Below are 14,200 nucleotides of genomic sequence, written 5' to 3'. Positions count from 1 at the left end.
GGGATGAGCTGCAGTTAGAACTGCAGCTCATCCCCTTTTTGTATTGTTTACGTTAGATCAGCCCTGATTTCTGTAAAAGACGCTGAATCAGCACGGCAACCTCTGCACGTGTGATGTTATCTTTTGGCGCTAGTTTCCCCTCATTTCGACCGGATACCAAGCCTCCTTGCAGGCTGTTCACCAGACCGCTCTTCGCCCATGCTGATACCTGCTCTGCATCAGTGAAAGCATTCAACAAGAGCTTGGTGTCAACGGTGGAAAGCTTCGATGAAAGACCTGTCACTTCCATGGCTTGGGCGATCATCTTCATAGCTTGTTCACGAGTGATTTTGTCATTGGGACGGAATGTTCCATCTTCAAATCCCTGGATAAGATGATATTGATATGCCGTTTCCACTGCCCCAGCATACCAGCTTGAAGATGAAATATCTGCAAACGATGTGGAGCCGCTCTCCAGCTTGACACCCAAACCACGAACCATAATGGCTGCAAATTCCGCACGCGTTATATCCTGATCAGGCATAAATATACCCTCAGTCGTGCCCGTCACGATCATACGTGAGCCCATATCGTTTACCGCGCTTTTGGCCCAATGCGTCTCTACATCTTCAAATTCCAGCGGGTGCCATACAACGGTATACGTACTGTTCGTCAAACTATTGATCTGGGCAAAGTACTTCCCATTCTCCAGAATGACCTTGGTCGGCACATGACGGACCGTTCCGTCTGGTTCAACAACGACACCGGTTGTAATTTTACCAGGATCTACACCATCCGGAATGACGATGTTTCTCTGCACATACACGTTAAACTTGGAGACATCGATGCTCTGATCCCTGTACGTTCCAGTGACCTTAAAGTTTAATGGTGAAGCCATCATCGAAAACCCACCTTGCGAAGCCGCAGTTTCTGCGATTTTCAAGGTATCCGCCGTTGGAGCGGAAATTTCGATTTTCACTTTAATATCCTGTAGATTTACATTTTTGCCTAATTGCGAGGAAACGGCTTCGATGTTGATCTGCTGTGCAGGTAATGTATAGATCGCACTATCAGTCTTGATCTGAACAACGGCCTGCTTTTCCTCCATGTTTTTGATCGATTGTCCGTTGAGCTCACCAATGAGAATATCTGAGTTGGTCTTCACCGGAATGGTGATAACTGCATGTTCTCCTTCTGCTGCTAACTTGTCTTCCAACTTGACCGGATCAACAGAAATGGTCGTCATGGTCTGGTCCTTAAGTTTACCTGTAGTCGACGTTCCTGCATACTCAACCTTCCCGTTGACAAGAACCTCAACCCCTTTCTCAGGTGCTGCAGAGTTTCCTGGCGCTGCAGGTACTGCAGGTACTACAGGCTGAGCAGGAGAACTGCTGCCACCACCCCCACTTCCACCGGAGACAGGCGTGTTCACCACTTGGACCAGCGCATTAGACAAGCTGCCTGCAAAGCGGCCGTCACCTTGGTATACAGCAGTGATTGTATGACTTCCTGCTGCCAGCGCGCTCGTTAAGTGTACCGCTGTCCCAGCTGCGTTTAGTGGGGCGGTGCCTAATGTCGTGTTCCCATCCTTGAAGGTAATTGAACCGGTTGGTGTTCGGTCTTGCGTAAGAGCTGTAACGGCTGTTACAACTGCTGTTAATGTGACTGCTTGACCTTGTACAGAAGGGTTTAAACTGCTTTTCAGTGTAATCAAGCTGTCCAGCACATTTACGGATACCTTTGCCGCACTGCTAGTCGTTGGAGCTGTCTTTTGTCCGGTTGCATTGCTGTTGGTGTTGGTTACGACCACGTAGTAATAGGTCGTGACCGCTGCCATGGTTGGAGCCTGATACGAAGCGTTTGTTGCTCCCGGAATCAAGGTACCGCCGCTCGTGCTGTTTGTTGTATTGCTGTACCATTGGTAGCTCAAAGTGCCGTTATCTCTCACACTTGCCGCAACTTCCAGGGTAGCAGCGTCTTCAATGTTGACGGTCTTATCCGCTGGCTGGGTGGTGATGCTCGGTGCTTCTGCGTTCGTTAACGCATTCACCACCACCTTTGCCACGCGGCTTGTTGTTGAAGCTGACTGTTCTCCGGTTGCGCTGCTGTTTGTGTTCATTACGACAACGTAGTAGTAGGTCGTGACCGCTGCCATGGTTGGAGCCTGATACGAAGCGTTTGTTGCTCCCGGAATCAAGGTACCGCCGCTCGTGCTGTTCAATGAATTGCTGTACCACTGGTAGCTCAGCTCGCCGCCATCTATTACACCTGCCGCAACTTCCAGGATAGCAACGTCTCCAATGTTGACGGTCTTATCCGCTGGCTGGATGGAGATGCTCGGTGCTTCTGCGTTCGTTAACGCGTTCGCCACGACCTTCGCCACGCGGCTTGTTGTTGAAGCTGACTGTTCTCCGGTTGCGCTGCTGTTCGTGTTGGTTACGACCACGTAGTAATAGGTCGTACCCGCTGTACCCGTTGGTGCTGTGTACGAAGCGTTTGTTGCTCCCGGAATCAAGGTACCGCCGCTCGTGCTGTTCATTGAATTGCTGTACCATTGGTAGCTCAGAGTTCCGCCGTCGGTCACATTTGCCGCTACATTCAGTGTGGCGGAACCACCCATATTCACCGTTTTGTCCGCTGGCTGGGTGGTGATGCCTGGGGCTTCCGCGTTGGTTAACGCGTTCACCACGACCTTCGCCACGCGGCTTGTTGTTGAAGCTGACTGTTCTCCGGTTGCGCTGCTGTTCGTGTTGGTTACAACCACATAGTAATAGGTCGTACCTGCTGTACCGGTTGGTGCTGTGTACGATGCACCTGTCCCACCTGGAATCAAGGTACCGCCGCTTGTGCTGTTCGTCGTAGTACTGTACCACTGGTAGCTCAGAGTTCCGCCGTCGGTCACACTTGCCGCAACTTCCAGGGTAGCAGCGTCTCCAATGTTGACGGTCTTATCCGCTGGCTGGATGGAGATGCTCGGTGCTTCTGCGTTCGTTAACGCGTTCACCACGACCTTCGCCACGCGGCTTGTTGTTGAGTCTGACTGTTCTCCGGTTGCGCTGCTGTTCGTGTTGGTTACGACCACGTAGTAGTAGGTCGTACTCGCTGCACCAGTTGGTGGCGCATACGATGAAGCTGTCGCACCCAGAATCAAGGTGCCACCGCTTGTGCTGTTCGTCGTGCTGCTGTACCACTGGTAGCTCAGAGTTCCGCCGTCGGTCACATTTGCCGCTACGTTCAACGGAGCAGGCTCATTCACATTCACCGTTTTGTCCACGGGCTGGGTGGTGATGCTTGGGGCTTCCGCGTTGGTTAACGCGTTCACCACCACCTTCGCCACGCGGCTTGTTGTTGAAGCTGACTGTTCTCCGGTTGCGCTGCTGTTCGTGTTCGTCACGACAACGTAGTAATAGGTCGCGCCTGCTGCACCGGTTGGTGCTGTGTATGATACACCTGTCGCACCCGGAATCAAGGTACCGCCGCTTGTGCTGTTCGTCGTGCTGCTGTACCACTGGTAGCTCAGAGTTCCGCCGTCGGTCACATTTGCCGCTACGTTCAGCGGAGCAGGCTCATTCACATTCACCGCTTTGTCCGCGGGCTGCGTGGAGATGCTTGGAGCTTCCGCGTTGGTTAACGCGTTCACCACGACCTTCGCCACGCGGCTTGTCGTTGATTCTGACTGTTCTCCGGTTGCGCTGCTGTTCGTGTTGGTTACGACGACATAGTAGTAGGTCGTACCCGCTGTACCGGTTGGTGCTGTGTACGAAGCGTTTGTTGCTCCCGGAATCAAGGTACCGCCGCTTGTGCTGTTCGTCGTATTACTGTACCACTGGTAGCTCAGAGTTCCGCTGTCGGTCACATTTGCCGCTACGTTCAACGGAGCAGGCTCATTCACATTCACCGTTTTGTCCGCGGGCTGGGTGGTGATGCTTGGGGCTTCCGCGTTGGTTAACGCGTTCACCACGACCTTCGCCACGCGGCTTGTCACTGAAGCTGTCTGTTGCCCGGTTGTACTACTGTTCGTGTTGGTTACGACAACATAGTAGTAGGTCGTACCTGCTGTACCCGTTGGTGCTGTATACGAAGCATTCGTTTCACCTGGAATCAAGGTACCGCCGCTTGTGCTGTTCGTCGTATTACTGTACCACTGGTAGCTCAGAGTTCCGCTGTCGGTCACATTTGCCGCTACGTTCAGCGGAGCAGGCTCATTCACATTCACCGTTTGATCTGCTGGCTGGGTGGAGATGATTGGTGCTTCAGCGTCCACAGGCGAAGCCGCAGTCACCGGGGTCGACACCGTCAGATCATCAATACCCAGTTTTATTGTAGTAGTTGCGATTATTCGGAGCTCGTCAATGTTCTGCCATGCGGTGCTATCGGAGAAATCTACAGTCTGAAAAGAACCATTAACAGGGTTAATAGGCAACTCTGCTCCGGGGACCGGACTTCCTCCCAAATATCCAATGACTTTGTATGGATTGGCCGTACTATTAATCTCTGTTACTTTCAATGATAACAACTTAAAAGCTCCACTTTTCGATTCAACTCTGCCATATTCGTACGGCCCTTTACCAGCAGTACCGATATAATACATATAATTAGTACCGAGATTGTTTTTCACTTGAGTTCTAGGCGGTGTTGAAGGAGGGGTGCTTTCTGTATTAACCATGCTGAAAACCCAGTCATTAATGTTCTGGGAAACTACAGCTGTCGACTGTGCTGCTGTACTCTCAAAATTCTCATTATTAGGTGTCGTCGCGGCATACGCCATGCCCGGTTGCAACAGAGTCATCATCGGAGTTACCAAAAATAAAACCATTCCCAACAACGCTAGCCACGTCATCCCTTTATGTAAAGGTGACTTTGGTTTGTTCATTCTCTTCTCCCCAATCTAATCAGGGAGTCCATTCCATTTCGTAACAAACTCCCTTATCTTCTACAATCTTAAAACCTAGATTCTCATACCATCTGCGAGCGGAAACATTATGCCAGGCCGCCTGCAATCTCACTGCTTTATAATTATCCTTTGCTTCTTGCAAAATGTCCCCCAGCAATTTCGTTCCGATCCCCCGGTTTCGATACGCAGGACACAATGCTATGGCGAGTACCCGGTATCCATTTGGGCCACGATGTACATTCAGTCTCCCTATCGGCTGTCCTTCATCAAAAATCACACCCACATCCGCATCCGGATAATGGGTCTGCACAAAGTGCCGCTCGGCCAGAAACTGCTGCTGAACGAGCTGAACTTTCAATTCATCCGGAAATGGCACATGCTGCAGATCCGGAGTGCACTCAGAGTAAAGCTTCAATAACGTAGCTTCATCCATTTCCTTGGCCGACCGGAGCACCATATTGCTTAACATTATGGACGCTGTGGATAAATACCGTTGACACAAATAATATAGTTAATAACCTGATAAGGCTGCATGTTGTTGAATGCTTGTCCCGCACCTGTAGTTCCTGTATTGCCGCTGACGCTGGCAGTTGTAGACATTGCAGCTGTCATCATCGTTGGAGCGCTCGTATTGTAAATATTGGCTACGTCCCCGGATGAATCTTTAGCTACAGACAGCGTCGTATTCGCAGCAGGCGTGTTCGTCGTCGGCGCACTTGTATTCGCAGGTGCCCCTACATTGATATTGGCTGTTCCGGCAAAAGTATGATTATGAACAGGAAGCTGATTTGCTGTCAGCGTTGTGTTCTCTGTACCGCCGACAGTACCTATAACGTAGTTGGTGGTTATATTCGGCTGCTGACCTTGACCGACCGGCACTCTTGCGCGCAGGTCCGGAAGATTGAAGTACGTTGTGGCATCTCCGCCATATGTGACACCGATTAGGGAATATAGAGCCTGATACTGTTGTATCTTCAGTTGTCGACCATCACACGGCAGCCAGTCCACAGGCGCCCAGTTTAATGCCCAAGGCAAAATCGTTCCAGTAAATGCTTCCATTTCTCAACATCTCCTCATCAAATGATTTGCCTCACAACCATATCAAATGCCTCTGAACCAATTCTGAACAATTTGAGTTAAATCCAAATAAAGATAACTAGATTTCATATAAATTAGCCTGCACAACCAAAAAGGCAGCCTTCATAACGAAGACTGCCTTCCTGGTTGTACCGTTCTTATTTACCACGATGTTTGGCTTTGGCTTTCTGCAAGCGGAGCTCGCGCTTCCGTTCCTTGTAGGCCTCCCGCTGTTCCCTGAACGTGGTCTGCTTCTCCTTCTTCCGATGAGCATACTCCAGCTTCAAAGCCTCCTGAGCCAATGAAGTGATTCCCATCTGCTCAAGTTCACGGGCCACCTGCCTGGCCAGACGTTTGGGATTGATCCTGCGGTGCATCTCAGATCCAGCGGAATCTACATGCTCTGACATGTTATCCATGACCTCGCCGAGTCGAAAAGCAATGAAATCCAGAATCTCCTGATCCCTGGGTTCACTCCCGAATAAAAATCGCCCCGCTCTCAGCCTGCCTTGGTCTTCAATCTCTACAATTCCTACCCAATATTGCCCATCATGATATACAGTTAATTTCATAGGTACAGCCCCCTCTTGTTATACAAGCGGCGATGGACATCCCGAGGGGGAAGGCTACGAACATGGAGCATCCATGCATCCGGACTACCAACCGGATTGTGATTTTACGCTGCTTTTGATACGATGATTCACCATCACTTTATCATTTCTTCAGCTTCTCATCCACTTGGACTTTCCAATGGCTGTCTTTCTCTTTTACACTAGATAGATACAAATTTCCAACAGGAGGGCCGCCGACTATGCGTTCCGAACAAGAAATGATGAACCTGATTATATCCGTGGCCCAGCAGGATCAACGCATCCGGGCTGCAGCCATGAACGGATCACGTACGAATGTCCGGGCACCCCGCGACCCTTTCCAGGACTACGATATCGTTTACCTTGTCACGGATGTGAGATCCTTCGTCCGGACACCGACTTGGATTGATGTATTCGGGGAGCGAGTTATCCTGCAGACACCGGAAGATTCAGTGATTTTTCCCGCAGACGGCAGCAGCCGCTATCCGTATCTGATGCTGTTCCAGGATGGCAACCGGGTTGACCTGACCCTTCTTCCAATTACTGAACGTGAGACCTACTGCCGGGAAGACCGGCTTACCGTTATTCTGTTAGACAAAGACGGCATTATGCCGCAGCTGCCATCTCCATCAGATCTGGATTACCAGGTACAGCGTCCCTCCGCCAAAGCCTTTGCTGATTGCTGTAATGAATTCTGGTGGGTATCTACCTATGTGGCCAAAGGGCTGTGGCGGCAGGAAATATTATACGCTATGGATTCACTTCGCTATGTGCGTGACATGCTGATTCGAATGATGGAATGGCGGGTTGGCGTAGAACAGCATTTTAATGTCAGTACAGGGAAAGCGGGAAAATACCTGAAGCAGTATCTTACCGAGAACGACTGGCATGACCTGCTTGCCAGCTATCCCCCAGCCGAAGAAGAAACGATATGGGAATCACTTATTACGATGGCCGGTCTGTTCCGCAGAACCTCCTTATGGGTAGGAGAACAGCTTGGGTTTGATTACAACTTGGATGAAGACAACCAGGTCACCGGGTATTTGCGGCACATCCGGCAGCTCCCTCGCGATGCAAAGGAGATCTTTTAAACTTATATGGAACAAAATGGTGCCTGCTGACGTCTTGTTAGCGAGGAGATGATACGAATGATCACCAAACGCCTGATAACGATCATTGCCGCGATGAGTCTCAGCCTTACAACGGTAAATGCCGCAGCGCAGGCCGATACCCAAACGCCCATCCAGATGAATATTCTGGGTAAGCCCGTCTCATCCGAAGCCCGTCCTTTCGTGGAGCACGGAACGACCTGGGTTCCGCTCAATCCGACAGTCCAAGCGCTTGGCGGTACCGTAATTTGGGATGCGCCTACCCGTACAGCCCGCCTCCAGCTGTGGTCTCACAATGCAGGGTTCACCGTTGGACGAAATACAGTGCTCTATGAAAGGAATGGGAACAAGCAGGTCATGAAGCTGGCGGCTCCGATTCCCATGAAGAACAACCGGGTATACATACCGCTCCGGGTTCTCACCCAATGGTACGGCTATACTGTGCAGGAAGAGGGCTATAGCCTGTCCATCCAATCCCCTCTCTCCTCTAACGAAGCGCTGCTGCTGCAAGGCGATTTGGCGAAGGCCCGTCAGTGGGTCATGTCCAAGGGGCTGAAGTATGCCCATTTCGCACACAAGCCGCTGCCTTATCAGAAGGAGATGGAAGGATCTGAGACCATTTATCTGTTTCCCACAGGCCGGGCCGCCCCGTTTTTCCTGATCTCCGATGGCACCGCTACCTTTTATGAATGGAAAAATGGCTTCATAATTGCAACCTGGCAGGGTTTTGTCCCTGTGGGCAGTAAGGACACACTGCATCTTTTCCTGGATGGACACATCGTTGATGCAACCGGCGTGCAGCCGTCCTTCAAGGCGTATTTTTACTATCGCATCGGGGAGCTCGTGACCAGCAGACATGTTACAGCAGGACACGTTGATACTACTGGTAATGTGAAAATACTGGGGGATAAGTGGTCGGTCAACGGCGAGGTCTCAAGCCAAACCGGTTCCTTCACGCTTAAGCTGCCAGATGAAGCCAGACTTTGATCGACAGGAGGACTCTATTCCATGAAAAAATGGTTCACAACCGGAATTCTGACGGCAGCGCTGTTCTCCCTGCTGCTTCCTGTCTGGATCACACCGGCGGCAGCTGCAGCTGCTGAAGACAACGCAGACTTTTATGAATATCCGGGAATTCGCAAGGGCTAATATTCATATCCAGGACGCTTGTACACCGGTCTCTTATACTCTGGTTACCAAAAAAGAAAAAAACGCCTATAGGACGTCGCTGACCATCATCGCCAGGAACCGCACAGGTGCCGTTATTCCGGCTGGCGAAGTATATATCCGTCCCATCTATCTGTACGACGGTGCGGTATCCTATGAACGCAAGCCCTTGAAGTATATTTCATTAGAAACCATGACAGGTCAGGATCTGACCATTGATCTGCCTTAACGCAGTGTAAATTGCTTATTTTACTAGAAGGAGACACAGCCAATGACCCAGCCCACCTTCATACTCGTAGCAAGTGTCAGCGTGATGCAAGACCAGCAGGTTCTGATAATTCAGGAGAACAAGCCGGGCGCCGAGGGCAAGTGGAACTTTCCCTCCGGCCGTCTGGAGCAGGGCGAAGATATTGTAAAGGCCGCCAGGCGTGAAGCCAGGGAAGAGACCGGTCTGGAAGTGGAGATCACCGCTACAACCGGAGTGTACAATTTTATTAGCGATACCGGTCAGCAGGTGATTCTGTTTCACTTCCTCGGGAATGTCACGGGAGGCATGCTGGATCTTGCTGAAGAAGAGATTGTAGACAGCCGCTGGATACATAGAGATGATCTTCAGCAGCTTCAAGATAAAGAGCTTCGAAACCCTGGCGTGATCCGGCAAATTGCTGGTCGATTGACCGATGACACTCGTTATCCATTGGAGATTTTTAATACTCAGCTGATATAGCAGGGAAATAGACTTATGCACAGCAAACAATCACTAATGCTCAGGGCTCAGAGCCCCACCAAATATACGTTTGTTAAAACAACAGAAATCCTTCTTATAGAAGGATTTCTGTTGTAATGATAGAATTATTCCTCCGCTCCCACAATCAGCGGTACAAGCTTTCCAGCATTCACGTCCACGTACCCCAAATCCGTAATTTTCAATGCCGGACTGACCGCCAGCGAGTGCGTGCTGATCGACATGATCGGGTTATAGTGCACGTACCCGAGATGGTGCATCGCTGCACGAAGCTCCTTCACCTTGGATGCCACCTCCTCCAGCGGCTCCTCCGTCAGAATTCCGCCGACAGGCAGCTCCAGATGGCTTAACACCTTGCCATCCTCCACTACACAGAAACCACCTTGTGATGCAATAACCGTGTTAGCTGCAAGAGCCATATCCGCATGATTGCGGCCCACCACCAGCAGATTATGATTGTCATGCGAATAGGTCGTCGCAATGGCACCACGTTTAATCGTGTCGCCGCCGATCAGGCCGCGCGCCTGATTTCCGTTCACACCATACCGCTCAAACACGGCAATCTGCCCGAATTCACTGCTTTCCCATTCCAGCCGGCCTTCGGACACTTCAACTTTTGCCTGATGCTCCTCCACGAATGTAGAGCCATCCTTGACCATCATCACCCGGCAGGTATGTGTTCCGTTCTCAACCTCTGTCCGGATCAGGAAATCCTCCTCACGTAATGAACCCAGTTTCACGCTCTCGTAGAAATGCTCCGGGAACGCCTTTGGCGCGGCAGGCTGAATGTATTCCTCCGACCGGTCGAACTGCTTCACACCGCTCTTGTATACCTGGCTGATGTGCAGACTCTCCAGATCAGACAGCAGCACGAAGTCGGCGATTTTGCCAGGCGCTATGCTGCCGCGGTCGCTCATCTTCATCCGCTGTGCCGGTGTATAGGTCGCGGCATAGACAGCCGCCTCCGGGCTCATTCCCATCGTGATCGCCTTGCGGACGATATGATCCAGATGTCCATTCGCGATAAACGTATCCGGCATAACGTCATCGGTCACGAAGCAAAAACGTTCAGCCACATCATGGTGCATCAGATAATCCATGACTTCCGGGATCATGGACTTCTCTTGAATCTCAATGAACATACCTGCCGCAATCCTTGCCTTCAGACCTTCCACGCTCTGATGGGTATGATCCGAGTCAATACCGGCTGCGATCAGCTGATGAAGATCAAGCCCCATCAGCTTGGGCGTATGCCCCTCGATAATGAGCTGCGGGTAATGCTTGCGGATATGCCGCAAAATCTGATTGGTCTTGCAGTCCGGGTCGCGAATGACGTCTACGTAGTTCATTATTTCCCCTAGACAGATCATCTCACCGGTGGCAAGCAGCTGATCCATATCTTCAATCTCAATGGAACCGCCCGTCGTCTCCATGGGGGTAGCTGGCACCGAGCTTGGAATGGAATAGAACATATCGGCCGCGCACGCCCGGCTCGCCTTCATCATTTCCAGCACACCCTCAACCCCAAATACATTCGCCATTTCATGCGGTTCCGGTACAATCGAAGTGACGCCGCTGCGGATCAGACCAAAAGAGAACGAAGCCGGTGTGACCATCGAGCTCTCAATATGGAGGTGAATGTCGATCAGGCCGGGAATCATATATTGTCCTTGACCGTCCAGCGTCTCGCCGGCTGTGAAGGCATCCGCCTCCTCCTGCCCGATATACAGAAAACGTCCTTCCAGCACGGCCACATGACCGTCTTCAAACCTCTTGTAATAGCTGTTATACACCTTGACATTGCGTATCAATAAGTCTGCATTCATTCGTTGTCTCTCCTGTCTTCAGCGAAAAAACAGCATCCTGCTGCAGTGCTCGTGCTGTTCCATCCTGCTAGTCCACAAGCACAATTTTGTCCGGCGGGAAAATCAGACTTACCCGCTGGCCGCTGTGGAACGGCGTATCCATCTCCTGGTTGGCGGTAAACGTTCCATAAGCGGTCTCTACGACATACTGATAGCTGCGGCCGAGATAGGTCGTCACCTTGATGATGCCTGGCACGGCGTTAATGGACTCGGAATCCTCCTTGTCGAGAACGATCAGATCATCGGGACGGATAGCTCCCTTCAGGGCGGTGGTGCTGCTGGTTCCCGGGTTATGCATGACGGCAAATTCCTGTCCGCCGCCCAGACTCAGCTGAGTCATACTCTGCCGTTCGGTACGTTCCGTAAAATTCAGGAAGTTATGAAATCCGATAAAGCGGGCTACAAATTCGGTTGATGGATATTTAAAAATAGCTTCCGGTGCATCCAGCTGTTCAATGCTTCCTTTGTTCATGACGGCAACACGATCCGAAATAGAGAAGCATTCTTCCTGATCATGGGATACATACAGCGTCGTGATCCCCAGCTCCTGCTGGATACGGCGGATCTCCACACGCATATCCACCCGCAGGTTCGCATCCAGGTTGCTGAGCGGTTCGTCGAACAGCAGCAGATCCGGCTCGATGACGAGCGCGCGCGCAATAGCCACCCGTTGGCGCTGACCGCCGGAGAGCTCCTGCGGCAGACGCTTCTCGAATCCGCCCAGGCTGACTGTCTCCAGAATCCGCATCACCCGCTGGCGAACCTCGCTATCCTTCATCTTGCGCATGCGCAGGCCAAAGGCCACGTTGTCGTAGACCGATAAATGCGGGAATAGGGCATAGCTCTGGAATACAATCCCGAAGTTGCGTTTGTTAACCGGGCGGCGTGTATAATCCTGATCTCCAAACAGGAATTTCCCCTGATTCGCTTCCAGGAAGCCGGCGATGAGGCGCAGCGTTGTTGTTTTGCCGCAGCCGCTCGGTCCGAGCAGGGACAGCAGCTGGCCTTTTTCAAGCGTAAGATCGAAATCCTTCAATATATTCTGGCTGCCGTAGGCGACCGAGATATTCTCCAACGTTAATAGTGCCACGTTGCGGCACCCCCTTCATCCAGACTATTTTTTCGTAAAATATGCCAGTCCCATGAATCGCTCGATCAGGAACATCAGCAGGCCGGTCAGGACCATAAGCAGTACCGATATCGCCGCAATGGTCGGGTCAAAGTTGTTCTCTACGTAAGTCAGCATCTGAATCGGCAGTGTACTGACACCCGGCGAGGTCATGTAGACCGAGATGTCCACATTGTTAAAGGACTCCAGGAATGCGATCAGCACGGAAGCGATAATGCCTGACTTGATATTGGGCAGCACAACCTTGAAGAAAGCCTCCAGCCGGCCCGCCCCCAGCGACATGGCCGCTTCTTCTACCGCAAAGTCAAAGCTGCTCAGGCTCGAGGCAATGACCCGGATAATAAACGGCATCATAATGACGGTATGGCCGATCAGCAGTCCCGCATACATCGGAAGATGATAGACCGCAATGAGATATTTCATCAGGGTAAAGCCCAGGACAATCCCCGGGATCAGCAGCGGTGACAGGAAGATCGCATTCAGCGTATCCTTAAGCCGAAACTGTGCGCGGCTGAGCGCATAAGCGGCTGGCACCCCAAGCAGGAGCGCCAGGATGTTGCCCAGCACAGAGATCCCGATGGAGGTCCAGAATGTCCTCATAAACCCTTTCACTTCAAAAATTTGTTCATACCAGCGCAAGGAGAATCCCTGCGGCGGGAATTTCAGCACACGTCCCGGCTCGAACGAGGTCAGGGAAATAATCAGCAGCGGTCCGAGCAGGAAGATGAAGACCAGCAGGCTGAACAGACCCAGACCGATTTGTTTGTCTTTCATCTCACTACCCCTTTGGATTCAGTTTATTGGCCGTTTTGTTCATAGCCGCTACGACGATAAAGGTGATCACGATCATGATCGTAGCGATGACCGATGCCATGAACCAGTCATTCAAGGTCATTGCGTTCTGATACAGGAACGTCGAGATCACACGCTGCTTGCCGCCAAGCAGGGCCGGAGTCGTATACGCTGTCAGACTTCCTACGAATACGAGCACGCCCCCGATGACAAGACCCGGTACAGCCAGCGGGAAAATGATCCGGCGGAATGCCGACCACTTGGAAGCCCCGAGGCTCTGCGCTGCGCGGAACAGGTCACCGTCAATGTTCTCCAGTACACCCACCAGCGAGATGATCATCATTGGGAGGAACAAGTGTGTCAGTCCAATGACGATGGATACCGGCGTATATAGCAGGTCCAGCGGTTTGTCAGATAATCCCATCCCCACAATCGCATTGTTTACCAGACCCTTGCGGCCAAGAATGATCATCCAGCTGAAGGAGCGGACAACAGGACTTGTCAGCAGCGGAAAAATAGCAAGCGCCAGCAGAATCCCTTTGCGGCGCGCCTTCAACCGTGAGATATAGTAGGCGGTTGGAAAGCCCAGCACAACGCACAGGAGCGTAGTGATGACGCTGACCTCCAGCGTTGTAAGCAGGATTTTGAGAAAATAAGGGTCGCCGAGGAAATGCGTATAGCCTTCCAGTGTGACAGACCCATCATGGTAGAAGGTTGAGCCGATCGTCAGCACAATCGGAATGACCATAAAGACGGTCAGGAAAAGCAAGCCTGGCACCAGCAGGGCATACAGTACCGATTTCTTCATTTCGTTACTCCTGTCCTTCCCTCTTCGGTCCCGCCCGGAGGCGGG

14 protein-coding genes are annotated in these 14,200 nt (G+C 51.6%); 6 read left to right on the top strand and 8 right to left on the bottom strand.

The genetic code is table 11. From position 1 onward, the window contains the following. Positions 1–52: 52 nt before the first annotated feature. Positions 53–4,495, bottom strand: a complete 4,443-nt coding sequence (locus Q5741_RS19910) for an S-layer homology domain-containing protein (RefSeq protein ID WP_305025860.1) — start codon at positions 4,493–4,495, stop codon at positions 53–55. A 148-nt stretch (positions 4,496–4,643) separates the two neighbouring features. On the opposite strand from Q5741_RS19910, the gene Q5741_RS19905 reads away from it, so the two are divergent. Further along, complete coding sequence (locus Q5741_RS19905) at positions 4,644–4,871, top strand: hypothetical protein (protein ID WP_305025859.1); 228 nt, start codon at positions 4,644–4,646, stop codon at positions 4,869–4,871. Here the strand turns inward: Q5741_RS19905 and Q5741_RS19900 are convergent, their stop codons facing one another. From Q5741_RS19900 to Q5741_RS19890, 3 genes are all read right to left on the bottom strand, one after another. Beyond that, a complete protein-coding gene (locus Q5741_RS19900) occupies positions 4,872–5,330 on the bottom strand; it encodes a GNAT family N-acetyltransferase (protein WP_305025858.1) in 459 nt (152 codons plus the stop codon). It abuts the gene before it with no gap. 11 nt (positions 5,331–5,341) lie between these two features. Beyond that, positions 5,342–5,932 carry a phage tail protein gene (locus Q5741_RS19895; protein WP_305025857.1) on the bottom strand — a complete coding sequence of 197 codons (591 nt, stop codon included), beginning with the start codon at positions 5,930–5,932 and terminating at the stop codon, positions 5,342–5,344. 176 nt (positions 5,933–6,108) lie between these two features. Next, on the bottom strand, positions 6,109–6,522 hold the full coding sequence (locus Q5741_RS19890) for a YjdF family protein (protein WP_305025856.1): 414 nt from the start codon (positions 6,520–6,522) through the stop codon (positions 6,109–6,111). A 239-nt stretch (positions 6,523–6,761) separates the two neighbouring features. Here Q5741_RS19890 and Q5741_RS19885 point away from each other — a divergent pair, with 239 nt between their 5' ends. The 5 genes from Q5741_RS19885 to Q5741_RS19865 are packed head-to-tail and all read left to right on the top strand — an operon-like array spanning position 6,762 to position 9,543. Then, positions 6,762–7,631, top strand: coding sequence for an aminoglycoside 6-adenylyltransferase (locus tag Q5741_RS19885; RefSeq protein WP_305025855.1), 870 nt, complete (start codon positions 6,762–6,764; stop codon positions 7,629–7,631). A gap of 57 nt (positions 7,632–7,688) precedes the next feature. After that, positions 7,689–8,636, top strand: coding sequence for a copper amine oxidase N-terminal domain-containing protein (locus tag Q5741_RS19880; protein WP_305025854.1), 948 nt, complete (start codon positions 7,689–7,691; stop codon positions 8,634–8,636). 21 nt (positions 8,637–8,657) lie between these two features. After that, a complete protein-coding gene (locus Q5741_RS19875) occupies positions 8,658–8,798 on the top strand; it encodes a hypothetical protein (protein WP_305025853.1) in 141 nt (46 codons plus the stop codon). After that, entirely contained in the window at positions 8,770–9,045 is a 276-nt protein-coding gene (locus Q5741_RS19870; protein WP_305025852.1) for a hypothetical protein, read from the top strand. Before Q5741_RS19875 ends, Q5741_RS19870 begins: the two co-directional genes overlap by 29 nt. Before the next feature lie 42 nt (positions 9,046–9,087). Beyond that, positions 9,088–9,543, top strand: coding sequence for an NUDIX hydrolase (locus Q5741_RS19865; RefSeq protein ID WP_305025851.1), 456 nt, complete (start codon positions 9,088–9,090; stop codon positions 9,541–9,543). 125 nt (positions 9,544–9,668) lie between these two features. Here Q5741_RS19865 and Q5741_RS19860 read toward each other — a convergent pair whose 3' ends face one another. From Q5741_RS19860 to Q5741_RS19845, 4 genes are all read right to left on the bottom strand, one after another. Then, positions 9,669–11,387 (bottom strand): adenine deaminase, encoded by a 1,719-nt coding sequence (locus Q5741_RS19860; protein ID WP_305025850.1) that lies wholly within the window; start codon positions 11,385–11,387, stop codon positions 9,669–9,671. Positions 11,388–11,454: 67 nt separating this feature from the next. Then, positions 11,455–12,516 carry an ABC transporter ATP-binding protein gene (locus tag Q5741_RS19855; protein ID WP_305025849.1) on the bottom strand — a complete coding sequence of 354 codons (1,062 nt, stop codon included), beginning with the start codon at positions 12,514–12,516 and terminating at the stop codon, positions 11,455–11,457. A gap of 24 nt (positions 12,517–12,540) precedes the next feature. After that, on the bottom strand, positions 12,541–13,329 hold the full coding sequence (locus Q5741_RS19850) for an ABC transporter permease (RefSeq protein ID WP_305025848.1): 789 nt from the start codon (positions 13,327–13,329) through the stop codon (positions 12,541–12,543). Between the two features lie 4 nt (positions 13,330–13,333). Next, positions 13,334–14,155, bottom strand: a complete 822-nt coding sequence (locus Q5741_RS19845) for an ABC transporter permease (protein WP_305025847.1) — start codon at positions 14,153–14,155, stop codon at positions 13,334–13,336. Positions 14,156–14,200 lie beyond the last annotated feature (45 nt).

Origin of the sequence: Paenibacillus lacisoli, from assembly GCF_030580655.1 — a bacterium.
In the GTDB taxonomy this organism is placed as follows: domain Bacteria; phylum Bacillota; class Bacilli; order Paenibacillales; family Paenibacillaceae; genus Paenibacillus; species Paenibacillus lacisoli.
This window is presented reverse-complemented; position numbering and strand designations above follow the sequence as displayed.